This window comes from Vibrio sp. D404a (genome assembly GCF_030248535.1).
Lineage (GTDB): Bacteria > Pseudomonadota > Gammaproteobacteria > Enterobacterales > Vibrionaceae > Vibrio.
Genome location: NZ_JAHGAJ010000024.1, coordinates 64,335 through 81,624, shown reverse-complemented (window position 1 = coordinate 81,624; position 17,290 = coordinate 64,335). Strand labels below are relative to the sequence as shown.

At 45.2% G+C, this 17,290-nt stretch carries 17 protein-coding genes; 8 read left to right on the top strand and 9 right to left on the bottom strand.

The features are described from left to right. The first annotated feature begins 38 nt into the window (after positions 1–38). From KI655_RS15100 to treC, 4 genes are all read left to right on the top strand, one after another. Positions 39–377: an MliC family protein gene (locus KI655_RS15100; protein WP_285406664.1), complete on the top strand. Its 339-nt coding sequence runs from the start codon at positions 39–41 to the stop codon at positions 375–377. Positions 378–453: 76 nt separating this feature from the next. Continuing rightward, positions 454–1,398, top strand: coding sequence for a trehalose operon repressor TreR (treR, locus tag KI655_RS15095; protein ID WP_152469173.1), 945 nt, complete (start codon positions 454–456; stop codon positions 1,396–1,398). Between the two features lie 203 nt (positions 1,399–1,601). Continuing rightward, positions 1,602–3,026, top strand: a complete 1,425-nt coding sequence (gene treB / locus KI655_RS15090) for a PTS trehalose transporter subunit IIBC (RefSeq protein WP_285406660.1) — start codon at positions 1,602–1,604, stop codon at positions 3,024–3,026. A 67-nt stretch (positions 3,027–3,093) separates the two neighbouring features. Then, the gene (gene treC / locus KI655_RS15085; RefSeq protein WP_285406659.1) at positions 3,094–4,785 is read left to right on the top strand and encodes an alpha,alpha-phosphotrehalase; all 1,692 of its coding nucleotides are present in this window, start codon (positions 3,094–3,096) and stop codon (positions 4,783–4,785) included. Between the two features lie 133 nt (positions 4,786–4,918). Here the strand turns inward: treC and KI655_RS15080 are convergent, their stop codons facing one another. From KI655_RS15080 to KI655_RS15070, 3 genes are all read right to left on the bottom strand, one after another. Then, the gene (locus KI655_RS15080; protein ID WP_285406657.1) at positions 4,919–5,830 is read right to left on the bottom strand and encodes a hypothetical protein; all 912 of its coding nucleotides are present in this window, start codon (positions 5,828–5,830) and stop codon (positions 4,919–4,921) included. A gap of 142 nt (positions 5,831–5,972) precedes the next feature. After that, positions 5,973–7,472, bottom strand: coding sequence for a winged helix-turn-helix domain-containing protein (locus KI655_RS15075; RefSeq protein ID WP_285406655.1), 1,500 nt, complete (start codon positions 7,470–7,472; stop codon positions 5,973–5,975). Between the two features lie 129 nt (positions 7,473–7,601). Further along, positions 7,602–8,204, bottom strand: a complete 603-nt coding sequence (locus KI655_RS15070) for a YitT family protein (RefSeq protein WP_285406652.1) — start codon at positions 8,202–8,204, stop codon at positions 7,602–7,604. Between the two features lie 347 nt (positions 8,205–8,551). Between KI655_RS15070 and glyA the strand changes: the two genes are divergently transcribed. Next, positions 8,552–9,802 (top strand): serine hydroxymethyltransferase, encoded by a 1,251-nt coding sequence (gene glyA / locus KI655_RS15065; protein WP_285406649.1) that lies wholly within the window; start codon positions 8,552–8,554, stop codon positions 9,800–9,802. Positions 9,803–10,233: 431 nt separating this feature from the next. Here the strand turns inward: glyA and KI655_RS15060 are convergent, their stop codons facing one another. The 6 genes from KI655_RS15060 to tsaA form a co-directional block, all read right to left on the bottom strand. After that, positions 10,234–10,560, bottom strand: a complete 327-nt coding sequence (locus tag KI655_RS15060) for a hypothetical protein (protein ID WP_285352799.1) — start codon at positions 10,558–10,560, stop codon at positions 10,234–10,236. 233 nt (positions 10,561–10,793) lie between these two features. Further along, a complete protein-coding gene (locus KI655_RS15055) occupies positions 10,794–10,985 on the bottom strand; it encodes a DUF4250 domain-containing protein (protein ID WP_032551680.1) in 192 nt (63 codons plus the stop codon). Position 10,986: 1 nt separating this feature from the next. Beyond that, entirely contained in the window at positions 10,987–11,190 is a 204-nt protein-coding gene (locus KI655_RS15050) for a YaeP family protein (RefSeq protein WP_004738556.1), read from the bottom strand. Positions 11,191–11,309: 119 nt separating this feature from the next. Further along, positions 11,310–11,978, bottom strand: a complete 669-nt coding sequence (locus tag KI655_RS15045; RefSeq protein WP_285406612.1) for a tellurite resistance TerB family protein — start codon at positions 11,976–11,978, stop codon at positions 11,310–11,312. A gap of 212 nt (positions 11,979–12,190) precedes the next feature. Continuing rightward, complete coding sequence (locus KI655_RS15040; RefSeq protein ID WP_285406609.1) at positions 12,191–13,909, bottom strand: proline--tRNA ligase; 1,719 nt, start codon at positions 13,907–13,909, stop codon at positions 12,191–12,193. A gap of 100 nt (positions 13,910–14,009) precedes the next feature. After that, on the bottom strand, positions 14,010–14,705 hold the full coding sequence (tsaA, locus tag KI655_RS15035; RefSeq protein WP_285406606.1) for a tRNA (N6-threonylcarbamoyladenosine(37)-N6)-methyltransferase TrmO: 696 nt from the start codon (positions 14,703–14,705) through the stop codon (positions 14,010–14,012). A gap of 124 nt (positions 14,706–14,829) precedes the next feature. Between tsaA and KI655_RS15030 the strand changes: the two genes are divergently transcribed. From KI655_RS15030 to KI655_RS15020, 3 genes are all read left to right on the top strand, one after another. Further along, entirely contained in the window at positions 14,830–15,090 is a 261-nt protein-coding gene (locus tag KI655_RS15030; protein ID WP_285406604.1) for a type B 50S ribosomal protein L31, read from the top strand. After that, positions 15,091–15,216, top strand: a complete 126-nt coding sequence (ykgO, locus tag KI655_RS15025; RefSeq protein ID WP_004744821.1) for a type B 50S ribosomal protein L36 — start codon at positions 15,091–15,093, stop codon at positions 15,214–15,216. Positions 15,217–15,618: 402 nt separating this feature from the next. After that, positions 15,619–17,205, top strand: a complete 1,587-nt coding sequence (locus KI655_RS15020) for an AbgT family transporter (RefSeq protein ID WP_285406601.1) — start codon at positions 15,619–15,621, stop codon at positions 17,203–17,205. Positions 17,206–17,290: the final 85 nt, after the last annotated feature.

Below are 17,290 nucleotides of genomic sequence, written 5' to 3'. Positions count from 1 at the left end.
CAGTGATTGGGTTGTTCTTTTAATCGAAAGGTGTGTTTATGAAGAGACAGTTTACAGTTTGTGCTATCGCATTGACGGCGCTCATCGGGTGCTCTCAGTCTGCGGTGGTTGAGAAAGACATCACCAGTGGTGAGTATATGACTTATCAGTGTGAGTCTGAGCGCACGTTCGATGTCGCTTACGGTGATGAGCAAGCGGTACTGCGACTTCCTGACAACCAATACCGACTCAAACAAGTGGTTGCAGCTTCTGGTACTAAGTATATTCTTGATGACGGTACCACGGAACTGATGAACGGTATTACCCTGTTTACCAAAGGCGAGCACGCTCGACTTGAACTTGGACGAGTTATTTACCGTAACTGCCGCATCCAATAATCAATCACTCAATGGCGACAAGTCACTGTAAATCAGTTGCTTGTCGTTTTTTCTCTGAATAACTTTATAAGACTCCATGCAAAAAAAACTCACTATTCTCGATATCGCTAAGCTTTCAGGTGTTGGTAAATCAACGGTTTCTCGTGTTCTCACTAATGATCCCAAAGTGAAGCCAGAAACGCGTGAAAGAGTAGAGAGAGTGATTCAGGAGTCGGGTTATACTCCCTCTAAATCTGCACAATCGATGCGTGGCGGCAGCCAAAAAGTGGTTGGCGTGATCATTTCTCGTCTGGATTCCCCTTCAGAGAATAAAGCCGTAAGTACTATGCTCGAGGAGCTGTATCGAGCTGGCTACGATGTGGTGATCATGGAGAGTTTGTTCGATCGCGAGAAAGCCAATGAGCACCTTCAGGTTCTTAAGCAGCGTAATGTCGATGGCATTATTGTGTTTGGTTTTACCGATTGTGATATTGAAGCCATTGAATCTTGGGAACATCGCGCGGTTGTTATTGCATTAGATACAGAGAACGTCACCTCGATTAACTACGATAACCAGCAGGTGATTGGTACTGCTCTCGCGCATTTGAAAGATCAGGGTTTATCAGACATTGGCTTTATCGGTGTTGACCCTAGTGATAAATCGACCGGTGAACTGCGTCTGAATGCCTACCTTAACTGGTGTGGTGAAAACAACATTGAGCCGAATTACCAGACTGGTGCTCTACACCATGAGAGTGCTTACCAATTGGTTGATCAAGTGCTTACCTCTACTACCCAAGCGATTGCTTGTGCTAGTGATACATTGGCACTTGGCGTGATCAAGCGTCTGCAAGAGTTGCAACGTGAAGATGTAGTGGTCACCGGGGTCGGTGGCAACGATCTACTTTCATTTTTATTCCCACGTGTATTTAGTATTGATCCGGGTTATCAATCGGCGGGTGCTTTAGCTGCTAAATTATTGATATCTCAATTACTTGGCCAAACACCTATTTCTCATCACACCCAAAAACCCATCGTTTAACCCCTTATTTCTAGGGTGAACTAGGTCTATTTACTAAACTGAAGAGTGTGATCTTATTCAATTAATGGGACTGTTCCCATTTTAATTTAATCATCATGCAGGCATTATACTCACCAAGTTATGGGAATGTTCCCATGAGCGTTGAGTTCAAATGAATTCAGATGAATTTGAGTGTAGAACGAAGAGAACCAGGGTGGGGTAGTATGAGTAAGATAGCGAAGCAAGACATTACGCGTCTTATTGAGTTAGTGGGTGGTAGTGACAATATCGCAAGCGTTAGCCACTGTTTAACTCGCTTACGTTTTGTGTTGAACGACACAGATAAAGCAGACAAAGTTGAGTTGGAAAAACTGAGCTTAGTAAAAGGGTGTTTTACCAACGCAGGTCAATTCCAAGTTGTGGTTGGTACTGAGGTCGATGAGGTCTACAAGCTACTCATTGAGCAGACCGGCAAACAGGAATCGTCGAAAGATGAGGCGAAGTTGGCAGCTCGTCAAAACATGAATGTGCTAGAGCGCGGTATTTCACACCTTGCCGAAATCTTTGTACCGCTGCTTCCTGCCATTATCACTGGTGGTCTTATCCTTGGCTTTCGTAATGTCATCGGCGACATTCGTATGTTCGATGGTAAGACTTTGGTTGAGCTTAGCCAGTTTTGGGCTACGGTTCACTCCTTCCTATGGCTGATTGGTGAAGCGATCTTCTTCTTCCTACCTGTTGGCGTATGTTGGTCTACAGTGAAGAAACTGGGCGGTACACCGATTTTAGGTATCACGCTTGGTGTCACCTTGGTTTCACCTCAGTTAATGAATGCCTACATGATAGGTAAAGCCGCACCAGAGGTGTGGGACTTCGGCCTGTTTGTCATTGAAAAAGTCGGTTATCAAGCACAAGTGATTCCTGCCATGCTCGCAGGTGTCGCGCTGGCCTTCATTGAGACCAACCTCAAACGCATTGTTCCGGCTTACCTATATCTAGTGGTTGTGCCATTCGTATCTATCATTCTTTCTGTAATTCTGGCTCACGCGTTCATCGGCCCATTTGGTCGTGTACTAGGTGACGGCGTTGCTTTCGCAGCTAAGGCAGCAATGACGGGCGACTTTGCGATTCTAGGTTCAACAATCTTTGGTTTCCTATACGCACCACTCGTAATTACGGGTATTCACCACACAACCAACGCAGTAGACCTACAACTGATGCAAGAGCTTGGCGGTACACCAATCTGGCCATTAATTGCTCTTTCAAATGTGGCTCAAGCATCTGCGGTTGTCGGCATCATTATTTTGAGCAAGCGCGAAGGCGAGCGTGACATTTCAGTCCCAGCCGCAATCTCAGCTTACTTGGGTGTTACAGAGCCTGCGATGTACGGCATCAACTTGAAATACAAGTTCCCAATGCTGAGTGCAATGCTAGGTAGTGCTGCAGCGGCTGCAATTTGTGGTGGCGCTGGAGTGATGGCGAATGGTATCGGTGTAGGCGGCTTGCCGGGCATCCTTTCGATTCAGCCACAGTACTGGACGATTTATCTATTGGCGTTAGCGGTGGCAATAGCACTCCCAATTATCTTGACCCTGTTCTTTTATAAACGGGCACAGGCAAAAGGCGAATTAACGGCAGTAAGTGCATAACTTTATTTGGAGCAACAGTTGTTTGAGTCACTGTTGCTCCACTTTTTATTTTTGTAAGTGAGTAGAGATGACCAATCAGAACAATGATGCGTTGTGGTGGAAAACAGCAACCATCTATCAAATTTATCCAAAGAGTTTTTGTGACAGTGGCGCTAAAGGAACCGGCGACATTCAAGGGGTTATATCCAAGCTGGATTACCTGAAAACGCTCGGTGTAGATGCAATTTGGCTGACGCCGGTATATCAATCACCTATGGTGGATAACGGCTACGATATTTCTGATTACTACGCGATTAATCCTGAATTTGGCACCATGGCCGACTTTGACCAACTCTTGGCTGAAGCTCACCAGCGAGGCATTCGCATCATCATGGACATCGTGGTGAACCATACCTCAACGCATCACGCTTGGTTCCAATCCGCTTTGGGTGACAAACAGAGCCCATACCGTGATTACTACATTTGGAAAGATCCGGTGGAAGGTCAAGCACCGACAAATTGGCAGTCGAAGTTTGGTGGTAATGCATGGGAGCTGGACGAAGCCACCGGGCAGTATTACCTACACCTCTTCGCTAAAGAGCAAGCTGATCTGAACTGGGAGAACCCGAAAGTACGTGGTGAAGTGAAAGAGATCATCAGTTATTGGGCGGAGAAAGGCGTTGATGGCTTCCGTTTAGATGTTATCAACCTGATTTCTAAGCAACAAGATTTCCCGAACGATGATATTGGTGATGGTCGTCGTTTTTACACGGACGGCCCACGAGTTCACGAATACTTGCAAGAGATCAGCGAAGCGGTTTTCCAAAAGTACGGTAGCGTAACGGTTGGTGAAATGTCTTCGACAACCCTTGAGCACTGTCAGCAATACTCTAGTCTTGATCAAAAAGAGCTGTCGATGGTGTTTAACTTCCATCACCTAAAGGTCGATTATCCAAATGGTGAAAAATGGACCAAAGCACCGTTTGATTTCTTACAGCTGAAGTCGATCTTTAACCACTGGCAAAGTGGACTCAACGGTAAAGGTTGGGGCGCGCTTTTCTGGTGTAACCATGACCAACCTCGTGTGGTAAGCCGTTTGGGTGACGATCAAAACTACCGTGTTGAGTCTGCGAAGATGTTGGCGGCGTCAGTACATATGATGCAAGGCACGCCATACATCTATCAAGGTGAAGAGATTGGCATGACCAATCCGGGCTACCAAGACATCGCGCAGTACCGTGATGTTGAAAGTACCAACATCTACCAGCTGATGGTGCACGAACAAGGTGTCGTTCATCAAGAGATGATGGCGATCTTGGCTCAGAAATCACGTGACAACTCTCGTACGCCGATGCAGTGGGATGGCTCTCCATATGCAGGCTTCTCTAAAGGCCAACCTTGGCTTGAGGTCGCGGGCAATTACCCACAAGTGAATGCCCAGCAAGCGGTAGAAGACTCGGACTCGGTGTTCTATTTCTACAAGAAGCTGATAGAGCTGCGTAAAGAAGTGCCCGTGATCACCGATGGCGATTATCAAGACTTATTGCCAGAGCACGCAAGTATTTTTGCCTATGCACGTCAGACTGCCACGCAGACTCTGTTGTGTATCAATAACTATTATGGCGAAGAGACCGAATGTGTACTTCCGGAACGTTTTGCGATGTCCGATGCGAAGACTCTGTTATCGAACTATTCGGACGCACAAAAACTAACGGCGTCACAGCATCAAGTGTTGCGTCCTTATGAAACGCGCATTCTGTTGATTGAACATCAAGATTAATACCTTGAACTTGTGTCGATAGGTTTTAGGCTCGCCCCCTGAGTATGGAACCGAGTGGCGCAAAATTGGGTATTGAGAACAAGGCTTTGGAGTGCTCCCCAAAGCCTTTCTTGTATTGCCTAAATCAGTTTGTTTACAAGACCTTGTCAATCGAGGTTAACGTCGCTTTCTCTTCTATTGGATTCATTTCTTCAGACTTCAGTAACTCTATTTGGCTAATTAAGCCGATGCTAGGGTTGAACCAACGCTGTGATGATGTAGAGAAGTGTATACTGTCCATATCAACACAGTTTATGTCATAGGTGTTGTCCTCGGATAGGTTTGCTGCTTCTATCGATTTCCCTGAAACGGTGAAGGCCTTACGGACACCCGTTTCATTTATCAGCTGCTGCCAATTCACACTGCAAGAAGCTGTATATGGTAGGTTCTGTACCCAAGGGTGCGATTCAAATTCACTTAGCATGCTCACGACAGCTTTGCCTGTGAGTGTAACCTGCAATGAAACCGTATTATTACTGATATCGATGATCGGGTTACCCTCTACTACATTGACACCATTTAGGCGAAACAGCGGGCTGCTTTCCATGATTTCGGTGATGTGTTCGCTGCCGATAAAGTAGGCGTCAGTAATCTCATGTAGCGCACCATCGCTACCAGCAAAGTAAACGGTGTGCTCACTCTCTTCAATTGCACTGTGTCTGACTTCTTCAGATAAGTAAAACTGAGTGATGCCATAATTAATTAAATCATGGACGATAGCGAGTAACTCTTCATTGTCCGTGTCTTTCTCAAGTAGCGTTACCATCTCTTGAGAGTCGAGAGGTTGAAAGACCATCGACATCTCATCTTCAAGTTGCTCATCAAGCTCAAACGCATAGGTTAGGCTGGTGGTCGAAGAAGGTGAAAACTGTGAGTTTTGAATTGGGTAGTCGGCCTTACTATTTGGGCCTTTATGGTTGCTGGTTGATCCCGACGAAGAGTCGCCACCGCCACAACCGTATAGAGCAATCAGTGAAGCGGTGAGTAGTGTCAGTTTTTTGTTCATGTTGAGCACTCCTAAATTGAACTGGCAAGGGCTGCCAGATTTGCTAGGAATGCTAGGTTTTTGACGGATTAGAGGGCAAAAAACAAAGTTACATAAGAACTTAATTTATGTTTAAGTTTTTGTTTTTACGGTTTTTATGTTTTTAGTTACTGAACTCTTTACCTACTGCTGTGCAATAATTAACCATCAAGTTTTCCCACTGCTTGATGATTCGTGGTTCCTTAATACTCAACTTTAAACTGCTCCAAGGCTGTAGGCAGGTCTCTTTAGACTCCGGCTGAGACAGTCTATCGAATAACGCTTCAGAAGGGATGACTCGTAACAGAGCGACCAAAGACTCCATGTAGTTCAAGCGGAAGTTATCGAGATTGCCTTGCTGAAAGCTGATGTGCGAAATCATCATATAGATAAGCGCATTCTCTATTCGCGAATGTCCTGAGGTATTGGTCAATAGTTCTTTCGCTGTTGGCAGGTCACGCAGCTTAAAATGAATCACGCCAAGCCAAAGCTTAAGTTCATCAGGTACTAGCTTAAAGTGTGTCTGTACGCGGTTGGTAAAGTGGGCCAAGCGTTGATGGTCTGTCTCAAAAAGTGCCAGCTTACGTGCGAGTAAGGTTGAGTTCATACAGTTTAGCTTGAGGCTATCCAAGTCAACCACTTGCTCAGAGAGTAAAAGATTGAGCTGTTCATTTTGGATAGTCCAGAGCGGCGCTTCTGGCTCTGGCAGTGAAAAGTAGCTCGCCAAGCCTCGGTTGATCGCCATAAGACTGTTGCTTAGGTCATCAATCTGAATGCTGTATACACCACGATAGGCCAACTTACCTGAGCTTGGGTAAATCAGACTGACTTGGGCACTGAGGCGTTTGTCTATCTCATGATCTTTCAATTGGATATTCAGTAGATAGTCACTGGTGCGCATGTTTTTCGCCCCGGGGAAGAACGGCGAATTATCGATAGGATCGACAAAGTAACTCGGCGCATCCTGATTAGCTAAGTCAGTATAGGAGTACTCAATCTGCTGCTGCAATAACAACGCCTTCACAGCGGTGCGGTACTTCCTTGCATTATCTCCCACGGCATCCACACGGCTTAACAGTAGCTCTACTTTGGGGATGAGTCGTTGTTCTCTTGCCGCCTCTGAGGTTTGATTGGAGGACTGCCAAAATAGATAACCCAACGTGGTACTCGTTACCAGCAACGCAAGCGTAACGAACCACAACCAAGTCGGCACAGATGACTTGGAGTGAACCTTGGCTGTTTGCTCTACAGGGTGTTGTTCAGGCTCGAAAAGCTGAACAGAGCTAGGATTCAGAAAGTAGCCCTTACGAGGGTAGGTAACCAGTATTTTAGTGGCATCGCTCTCGGGTAGGTGCTTTTGTAGTATTGAGCGCAGAGTACTGATGCGGTTGGTCAGGACATTCTTGGAAATGAAGCTGCTTTTCCAAATTTCTTCAATGATCAGCTCCGCTGAAATCGGTTCACCGACATGGCGCAGCAGCAACTCGAGCAGCTCAATCGAACGCGGCTCCAAGTTAATCACTTCTTCAGGCGTGCTCAGTTCTCGTGTCGCAGGGTTGTAGACAAGATCAGCAATCGAAATTGTGGTGTTTTTCGCCTGTGCGGCACTGAGGAAGTCTTGCATGGATAGCCGTGATTGATAAAAACCCGCAATTCTAGCGGCTTTATTTATAAAAAGCAGCTAGCTGTGCAAGATAAAAGCACTCATTTCGTCTTTGCTCAAAAACGAGAAAATGAGTGCTCACGGACAAGGCTAGGTACCGTAGCTTACTGAGTATCGAGTAGGCTTATGGTTCATTGCCAGCACGATGTTCAATACCACAGTACCAAGTACTGATACAGCGATGATCCATGGTGAAACAAAGAAGAATGAGGCAAACAGGATGCACGCATCGATCGCCATCTGTGTTTTGCCCACCGAAATGCCGTAACGATCTTGGATGTAAAGACACAGCACGTTGAAGCCGCCTAAGCTTGAACGATGGCGGAACAGGATTAGCATGCCTAGTCCCATTAATAAGCCACCCGCAATGGCGCAGTAGATCTCGTTGTGTGCATCCAGAGAGATAACTAAATATAGGTGATCCGCAAAAACAGACACTAAAGCTCCGGAAAAGGCACTGCTTATGGCAAAGTTACGCCCAAATCGTTTCCACGCTAATACGTAGAAAGGGCAGTTTGCGATAAAGTAAAGCACACCAAAGGTCACGGGCAGAAATTGGCTGAGTAGTAATGCCAAGCCCGTGGTGCCGCCAGTTAGCAGGTGTGCAGACTGTAAAAAGAAGACGCCTTGTGCGACTAAGAAGGTACCAGTAAGAATCGCGACCCAATCTTCTTTACGTGAGTGTTTTTCCATCGTTTTAATAATTACCTAGCGAATAAAGGCGTGCATAGTAGAGAAAAACATTCATTTTCGGTAGCTTGAGACACAAAATTAAGGTAAACCTATGTAATATTCGTTTTACAGGGTGTAAAGCGTAAAATTGACAGTAAGTCGCGTGCTTGATGCGATGTGTCGCATAAGCATGATGAAGCTTATATGTCATTATGAAAAAACTGCATGATAAATTTGCAATTAGCTCTTTATGACCTAGATCAAATTATGTAGAATGCGTCGCATCAAAACGGTGACGAAAACGTTTGCTTTCGGTCGTTGTGTGGTTTTTTTGAAACTTTCAGTACAATCTGAGTCAGGAGATACAGATGCTTAAGCGTGACATGAACATTGCTGATTACGATGCGGATCTATTCGCAGCTATCCAAGAAGAAACTCTTCGCCAGGAAGAACACATCGAACTAATCGCTTCAGAAAACTACACAAGCCCACGTGTAATGGAAGCTCAAGGTTCTCAGCTAACAAACAAATACGCTGAAGGCTACCCAGGCAAGCGTTACTACGGTGGTTGTGAGTACGTAGACAAAGTTGAAACTCTAGCAATCGAGCGTGCATGTGAACTATTTGGTGCGGAGTACGCGAACGTACAACCTCACTCTGGTTCTCAAGCGAACAACGCAGTATACATGGCGCTGCTAAACGCAGGCGACACGGTTCTAGGTATGAGCCTAGCGCACGGTGGCCACCTAACTCACGGTTCTCCAGTAAACTTCTCTGGTAAGCTTTACAACATCATCCCTTACGGTATCGACGAAGCAGGTCAAATCGATTACGAAGAGATGGAAAAGCTGGCTATCGAGAACAAGCCTAAGATGATCATCGGTGGCTTCTCTGCTTACTCTCAAATCTGTGACTGGAAACGCATGCGTGAAATCGCTGACAAAGTAGGTGCTTACCTATTCGTTGATATGGCGCACGTAGCAGGTCTAATCGCAGCAGGCGTTTACCCGAACCCAGTACCACACGCACACGTTGTTACAACAACAACACACAAAACACTAGCAGGTCCACGTGGTGGTCTAATCCTTTCTAACGAAGGCGAAGATCTTTACAAGAAGCTAAACTCTGCAGTATTCCCTGGCGGCCAAGGTGGTCCTCTAATGCACGTTATCGCAGGTAAAGCAGTAGCGTTCAAAGAAGCTCTAGAGCCAGAATTCAAAGAGTACCAAGCACGTGTAGTTGCTAACGCAAAAGCAATGGTTGCTGAATTCCTTGAGCGTGGCTACAACATTGTTTCAGGTTCTACAGAGAACCACCTGTTCCTAGTTGACCTAATCAACAAAGACATCACAGGTAAAGAAGCAGACGCAGCACTAGGTGCAGCAAACATCACTGTAAACAAGAACTCAGTACCAAACGACCCACGTAGCCCGTTTGTAACGTCAGGTATCCGTATCGGTTCTCCTTCTATCACTCGTCGCGGTTTCACAGAAGCTGACGCGAAAGAGCTAGCAGGTTGGATCTGTGACATCCTAGATAACATGGGTGATGAGTCTGTTATCGAAGCGACAAAAGCAAAAGTACTAAATATCTGTAAGCGTCTACCAGTTTACGCTTAATTTTTCTGCGTAGTAATTTGAACTTCGTTGTCGAGCATGCTCACTTACATCCGTAAGCTCCGCGTGCTCTCCTAGAATTTCAAACAACTACTTTGAAAAATGATGATTTTGGAGGCTCCTTTTTAGGAGCCTTTCTTATTGGTCGGTATTATCCAGATAATGAACGAATTTCTGTGTCGCACATACTCATTTGCTAGCGCAAACTCCGTGTGAGCTCCTTGAACTTCGCTCATCTACTTTGAAAAAGAGTTAAAAAGGTCCCTTTTGGGGCCTTTTTTGTTTTTGAGGTACTGCGTTGTCGAGCATGCTCACTGACATCCGTGTGCTCCGCGCCTTTTCCTTGAACTAAAGCTATTTGATTGAAAAATGATGATTTTGGAGGCTCCTTTTACAGGAGCCTTCTTTGTATTTGGTGGCTGTTGGTATCGGGGTTATTTTTTGATACTGAGGAGGGTGCCTGACTTACATTTGAATGAATAGTAGTGGCGGCTTTCGCTGAATTTACCTAGGCCTTCACCATCGCAGTAGTCGATGTTGATGTCGCGCATCACTTCTAAGGTGTCTTCGCTGCTTAGGGCAAACTTAGAGCCATCTGAGCAGACAATACGCACTCTTTCATCGTGACTTACCGAGTAGAGGTCGACTTCGGTATTACACAGCTCAAAAGAGGCTTCTCGAAAGTTGTCTTGTTGAGAGTTGGAAGCGCAACCAGCAGTAAGTGTGGCCGCGAACACGACTAAGAGTCCGAGTCTATTCATCATTAATCCTTCACCTTTATTACATTGTGTGACTGTTTTTACATCCTGTTTCGGGGGAGCCTTTATTGCGACAAGCTCCATTGCTGAAGCTATGCTCTAAGGCTGAGATATAAAAGTATAGGTGCAAATTAATAATTTATAATAAGTTTTTCGCTTTATGATTTTCTGGGAATCACAAACAAAAAGGCCAACACTGAGGTTGGCCTTCGAGGTATTTATTTTCTTTTGAGCAATTAACGGAATTGCTTTGCCTCTGGCAGGAATTCAAAACCGGCCGTTGCCAGTTTGGCTTCCAGAGCAGCTTTGTCGATATCGAAGAAATTAGCGAGCTTATCGAGATCACCAGAAAAATCATCACGCAGTTTCATGTTGACGATGCTCATTAGCATCACCGGGTCCATGGTTTCAAAATTCGCTAAGTTCATGTTAGTCCTCGAAGTCTGAGATCAGTAGGTTAGCTGCGGCAAAGGCTGCGCGCTCACGTGCTTCTTTAGGAAGAGACTCGTCGGCAGCAAGGTCGTTTAACGTTTTAACTGCACATGTAATGGCTTGAGGGATGTAGCCTTGATCGCCACTGCCAATTTGAGAGTACAGTTCACGAACTAAATCACAACAATCGTATACTTTCATGTTTATACCTAACTAAATGATAACTGGTCTCAATATACACATAGAGAAAAGCAAAAACAAAGCGCATTCAACGAATATTCGGTTTAGTTTGTCCTTGCTCAAGATCTCATTTTACTAGGTTAAACTGTGACCTGCTGTTCTAGCTGTAGCTTCACTTCATCGGCGAGGTTCAGCTGACGCGCAAGCTCTTTCAGGTACGCTTTCTCCATGAAGTTTTGTTCATCTATCACAATCAGCGAGGCAAGATAAATTTCGCTCGCTTGCTGAGGGCTAGTCGCTAACTGTGCAATATCACTTGGGTCTAGGGGCTTATGTAGTTCTTCAGACACTAGCTTGGACAGCTGATAATCTGCGCCCATGTTCTCAACCGCTTGTTCTATTTTCGCCATCTCCTCTTCATCAACATGACCATCGGCCTTTGAGGCTGCAATCATTGAACGCAGGATCAGCAGGTTGTGACAAGAATCTTGTTCATCAAAGGTGGCTTGTGGTGAAGAATCCGGTGTCCCTTGTTTGGCTTGATAGTCGTTATATACCTTGTAAGCCAAAGCTCCGAGTGCAGCAGCTCCGCCAATCCCCACCGCTTTCTTACCAATCTTTTTGGTTTTCTTTGAACCCATCAATGCACCTAGTAGTCCACCACCTACAGCACCGGCTCCGAGTGCACCTAATTTGCTTTTGTCTTGAGTCAGCCCGCTTAAGCTGGAGGAGCCTTGAGATAGCTTTTGGCTGCCTTGTTTTACCAAATCCGATTGCAGTGCTTGGTTAAGTAAACTTTTAATATCCATGGAACCTCCAGAAATAAACACATTGGAATTGTCTTTAGATTCACTATACGTTCCCGAAGATGAACAGAGGATTAACTTACAATGATTTACATTCAGCTTAAGAGAGAGGGGGGAAGACGAGGGGTATAAAAAAGGCCGCCATGTGGCAGCCTTTTAGAGTTTTAATCGAATATAGGTTCAATCGAGTGTCGCTTCAATCGATGACGGTCTGCTTACTTAGCAAACTGAGCAGTTACGTGCTCAACGATTGAATCCATTGCGATTGCTTCTTTAGTGCCTTCGCGACGGTTCTTGTATTCGAAGTTGCCTTCTTTCATTGAGCGGTCGCCAATCACGATAGTGTGAGGGATACCAATTAGCTCGATGTCAGAGAACATTACGCCTGGACGCTCTTTACGGTCATCGAATAGTACTTCGATACCCATTGCTGTTAGTTCAGCGTATAGCTTCTCAGCTGCTGCTTTCACTTCTTCAGACTTGTGCATGTTCATAGGAACGATAGCCACTTGGAAAGGTGCTAGTGCGTCTGGCCAGATGATACCGTATTTATCGTGGTTCTGTTCGATTGCTGAAGCAACAACACGTGAAACACCGATACCGTAACAACCCATCTCTAGGATTACGTTCTTACCGTCTGGACCAAGCACGCCACAGTTCATCGCTTCTGAGTAAACGTTACCCAGTTGGAAGATGTGACCCACTTCGATACCACGTTTAAGTTGAAGTGTACCTTGACCACATGGGCTTAGGTCGCCTTCGATTACGTTACGTAGATCTTCTACTTGAGCAAGCTCAACGTCACGACCCCAGTTGATACCGAAGTAGTGCTTACCATCTACGTTTGCACCCGCGCCGAAGTCGCTCATTACAGCAACAGAGCGGTCAACGATGAATGGTAGTTCAAGACCTACAGGGCCTAGTGAACCTGGACCAGCACCGATCAGTGCACGAATCTCTTCTTCAGAAGCCATCTCCAGTGGAGAAGCAACTTGTGGAAGGTTTTCTGCTTTCACTTCGTTTAGCTCATGGTCACCACGAACGATAAGCGCGATGATATCAGCGTCGACTTCGTCAGAAGCTTTAACGAATAGAGTCTTAACTGTCTTCTCGATAGCTAGACCGTGTTGTTCTACCAATTCAGCGATAGTTTTCGCGTTTGGCGTATCAACCAGTTCCATCTCTTGAGTTGGTGCTGCCGCTTCTTTAGTTGGAGCAAGTGCTTCAGCTTTCTCGATGTTTGCTGCGTAATCAGACTCTGTAGAGAATGCGATTAGGTCTTCACCGCTTTCAGCAAGTACGTGGAACTCTTGAGAGCCGCTACCACCGATAGCGCCTGAGTCTGCTAGTACTGGACGGTACTCAAGCCCCATGCGATCGAAGGCTTTACAGTAAGCATCGTGCATTGCTTGGTAAGATTTCTCTAGACCCGCTTTGTCGATGTCGAAGCTGTATGCATCCATCATAGAGAATTCGCGTGCACGCATTACGCCGAAACGTGGACGACGCTCATCACGGAATTTCGTTTGAATTTGGTATAGGTTTAGCGGCAGCTGTTTGTACGAGTTAACTTCGTTACGAACTAGGCTCGTGATTACTTCTTCAGCTGTTGGGCTAAGAACAAACGGACGAGAATGGCGGTCAGTAAAGCGCAGTAGTTCTGGGCCCATTTTTTCGCTACGACCAGTCTCTTCCCATAGTTCAAACGGCTGCACTACGGGCATTAAAGTCTCAACTGCACCTGCATTATCGATCTCTTGGCGAACGATGTTTTCGACTTTACGCAGTACACGTAGACCGGTAGGTAGCCAAGTGTATAAACCTGAAGCTAGCTTACGGATCATACCTGCACGTAGCATCAGCTGGTGGCTGATAACTTCTGCGTCGTTTGGAGTCTCTTTCAGAGTAGAAAGAAGATAGTTACTGGTACGCATTCTATGGTATCCGTTTCATCATAAATTAAAGAAAATTCACCGCAGCCACTGCCACAGTAAATCCGATTTAGCCGTATATAATATCAGCCTATTTGGGATCTCAAAAGCGTTCAATGTCAGTTACATTGATGAAAAGTGCTTCAACGACGAATTTCACGTTCAGATCGAACAAATTTACTGCATATTCCTTCGAATCCGGCTTGCCTTTCTTATAAGCAGGGCGTGGGTCTTGGGCAAGCACCTCTTTTATTACCGCAATAATGTGCCTACCTTCCGGGTGTTGACTTAGCTTTTGCTGTGCCTGCTGTGAGAAATTCACCTCAAGTTTTGCAGGCTCTTCTGCCGCAAAGCCACCAGCGGCATCGGGTATTGAATCCGAGTAGGGGATGTAAGGTTTGATATCGACAATCGGTGTACCATCAACCAGATCAACACTACCTAGTTCAAGGTAGGTTTGACCTTTCTCTTGAATCACGCCTTTGAGTTCGACAGCGGACATGCCAATGCCGTTAGGTCTAAAAGTCGCTCTAGAAGCAAACACACCAATACGATCATTACCGCCTAGACGAGGAGGGCGTACCGTTGGCTTCCAGCCGGCTTGTAAGTTTTGATCAAAAAGAAACAATAACCAGACATGGCTGAACTGTTCGATGCCGCGCACCGACTCCAAGCAGTTTGCCGTTCCAGAGAGTTTGACCCGTGAACGAGAGGAAGGCACTAACCTTGGCTGTCTAGGTACGGCAAACTTCTCTTTATAGGGTGATTCAATAAAGCCAATTGGCTCGATGGTGTACATGGCGTGGCATTCTCAACTTTCGATTTGTCGTAAAAATATCATAAAACAGCTTGTGTTTCTTTTGATAATGATTATCATTTGCAATGTTATAACGTATCAACTTGTATTTTTTGAGAGTATTAAAATGAAACCGAACATCCACCCTGAATACCGCACAGTAGTTTTCCATGACACGAGTGTTGATGAGTATTTCTTAATTGGTTCTACCCTGCAAACGGACCGCACCATCGAGTGGGAAGATGGCAATACTTATCCATACTTTACGATTGAAGTTTCGTCGAAGTCCCATCCTTTCTATACAGGTAAACAACGTGTGATTCATAAAGAAGGCCGTGTGGCGAACTTTACACGTCGTTTTGGTCAATTCAGCAAAGGGGATAAGTAGATGAAGGTCGTTAAATCTCTAAAAAGCGCCAAGAATCGTCACCCAGATTGTCAAATCGTTAAGCGAAGAGGCCGCCTTTATGTGATCTGCAAAACCAACCCAAGGTTTAAAGCAGTACAAAAGTAAATGGTGCAAAAATAGGCGTCAATGGCATGTGAATAGCATGTAACAATCGGGGATTGAGTCACACTTTTCAACAATAGTGGGTGATCTCTTTCTCCGGTGACCCATTTATTAGTTTTTCTTTTATTTTTATCGTACGGAGTAATTTTAGTCGCAGTTGAATCAAGTAGTTATAGTACGACGTATAAACAGAATGAATGGATTTATATGAATTATAAATCTGTTATTTGTATTTTAATTGGTGTTATTTGCTAACTTTTTGTTCAAATAACGTTAATTAATATGATTTGTTACACACTTTGTAACATTTTGCATTTCTAATTGACTGTTTTGTCGAGTACTCTGCGCCTGCAATTTGAACATTTTTGTCACATTTGCACAGGAATAACTACAAGGAGGGAACTGATGAGTTCATCAGCTTCAATTAAAAACAACTCGCCAAAGAAACCTATTTTCACCCGCTTTCTCGATGGCGTTGAGTATTTGGGGAACCTATTACCCCACCCGATCACTCTTTTCGCAATCTTCTGTGTCGCAATCTTAGTTACTTCAGGTATCGCAGGTTACTTCGAAGTGTCTGTTATGGACCCTCGTCCAGAAGGTGCCCCAGGTCGTGCCGCTGATGGTATGATCCACGTTGTCAGCCTACTTAATGCGGAAGGCTTACAACTTATCGTAACGAACCTCGTTAAAAACTTTGTTGGCTTTGCGCCACTTGGTACTGTACTAGTAGCAATGTTAGGTGTTGCTATTGCAGAACACTCTGGCCTTCTTTCTGCTGCAATGCGTGGCATGGTAATGGGCGCATCAAAGCGCATGGTTACTGTGACAGTGGTATTCGCAGGTATTATCTCTAATACTGCTTCTGAGCTTGGTTATGTGGTACTTATCCCACTAGCAGCAATGCTATTCCACTCTCTAGGTCGTCACCCACTTGCTGGTCTAGCGGCTGCATTCGCGGGTGTATCTGGTGGTTACTCTGCAAACCTTCTAATTGGTACGGTTGACCCACTGCTTTCTGGTATCACAGAAACAGCAGCACAAATGATTGACCCGACTTACACTGTTGGTCCTGAGTCAAACTGGTACTTCATGTTTGTGTCTACTTTCTTCATCGCAATTACGGGTGCATTCGTAACAGAGAAGATTGTTGAGCCAAAACTAGGTAAGTACAACGACGAAGAAGCGTCTGAAGATCTATCAAACGATTCAATGGGTAAGCTGACAGACGTTGAGAAGAAAGGTCTTAAGCTAGCAGGTATCGCAGTTCTAGCAGTATCAGCTCTTCTTGCTTGGACTATTGTTCCTGAAGACGGTGTTCTACGTTCTGCCGCTGGTACGGTTTCTGGTTCTCCATTCCTGAAAAGTATCGTAGCGTTCATCTTCGTATTCTTCGCAGTTCCTGGTTTCGTTTACGGTAAAGTTACCGGCACAATGAAAACTGACCGCGACGTTATCGATGCAATGTCTAAGTCTATGTCTTCTATGGGCATGTACATCGTACTTGTATTCTTCGCAGCTCAGTTTGTTGCGTTCTTCAAGTGGACTAACTTCGGTCAAGTATTCGCGGTAGCGGGTGCAAGCTTCCTACAAGACATCGGTCTAACAGGTCCAATGCTGTTCTTCGCATTCATCTTAATGTGTGGCTTCATCAACCTAATGATTGGTTCGGCTTCTGCTCAGTGGGCAGTAACAGCACCTATCTTCGTTCCGATGCTAATGCTGGTTGGTTACGCACCAGAAACGATTCAAGCGGCTTACCGTATCGGTGATTCAACAACGAACATCATTACTCCAATGATGAGCTACTTCGGTCTTATCCTTGCAGTAGCAACGCGTTACATGAAGAACCTAGGTATTGGTACTCTGATCGCAACTATGCTTCCATACTCAATCGTATTCATCGTTGGTTGGAGCTTAATGTTCTACGTGTGGGTATTCGTATTTGGTCTACCAGTTGGTCCAGGTGCTGAAACGTACTACACGCCATAGAGTCTAGTCATTAGTTAATGATTACATCGAAAGCCTGCACCGTGTGCAGGCTTTTTTATCGTCTGCATAAAGCCAAAAGCGATAA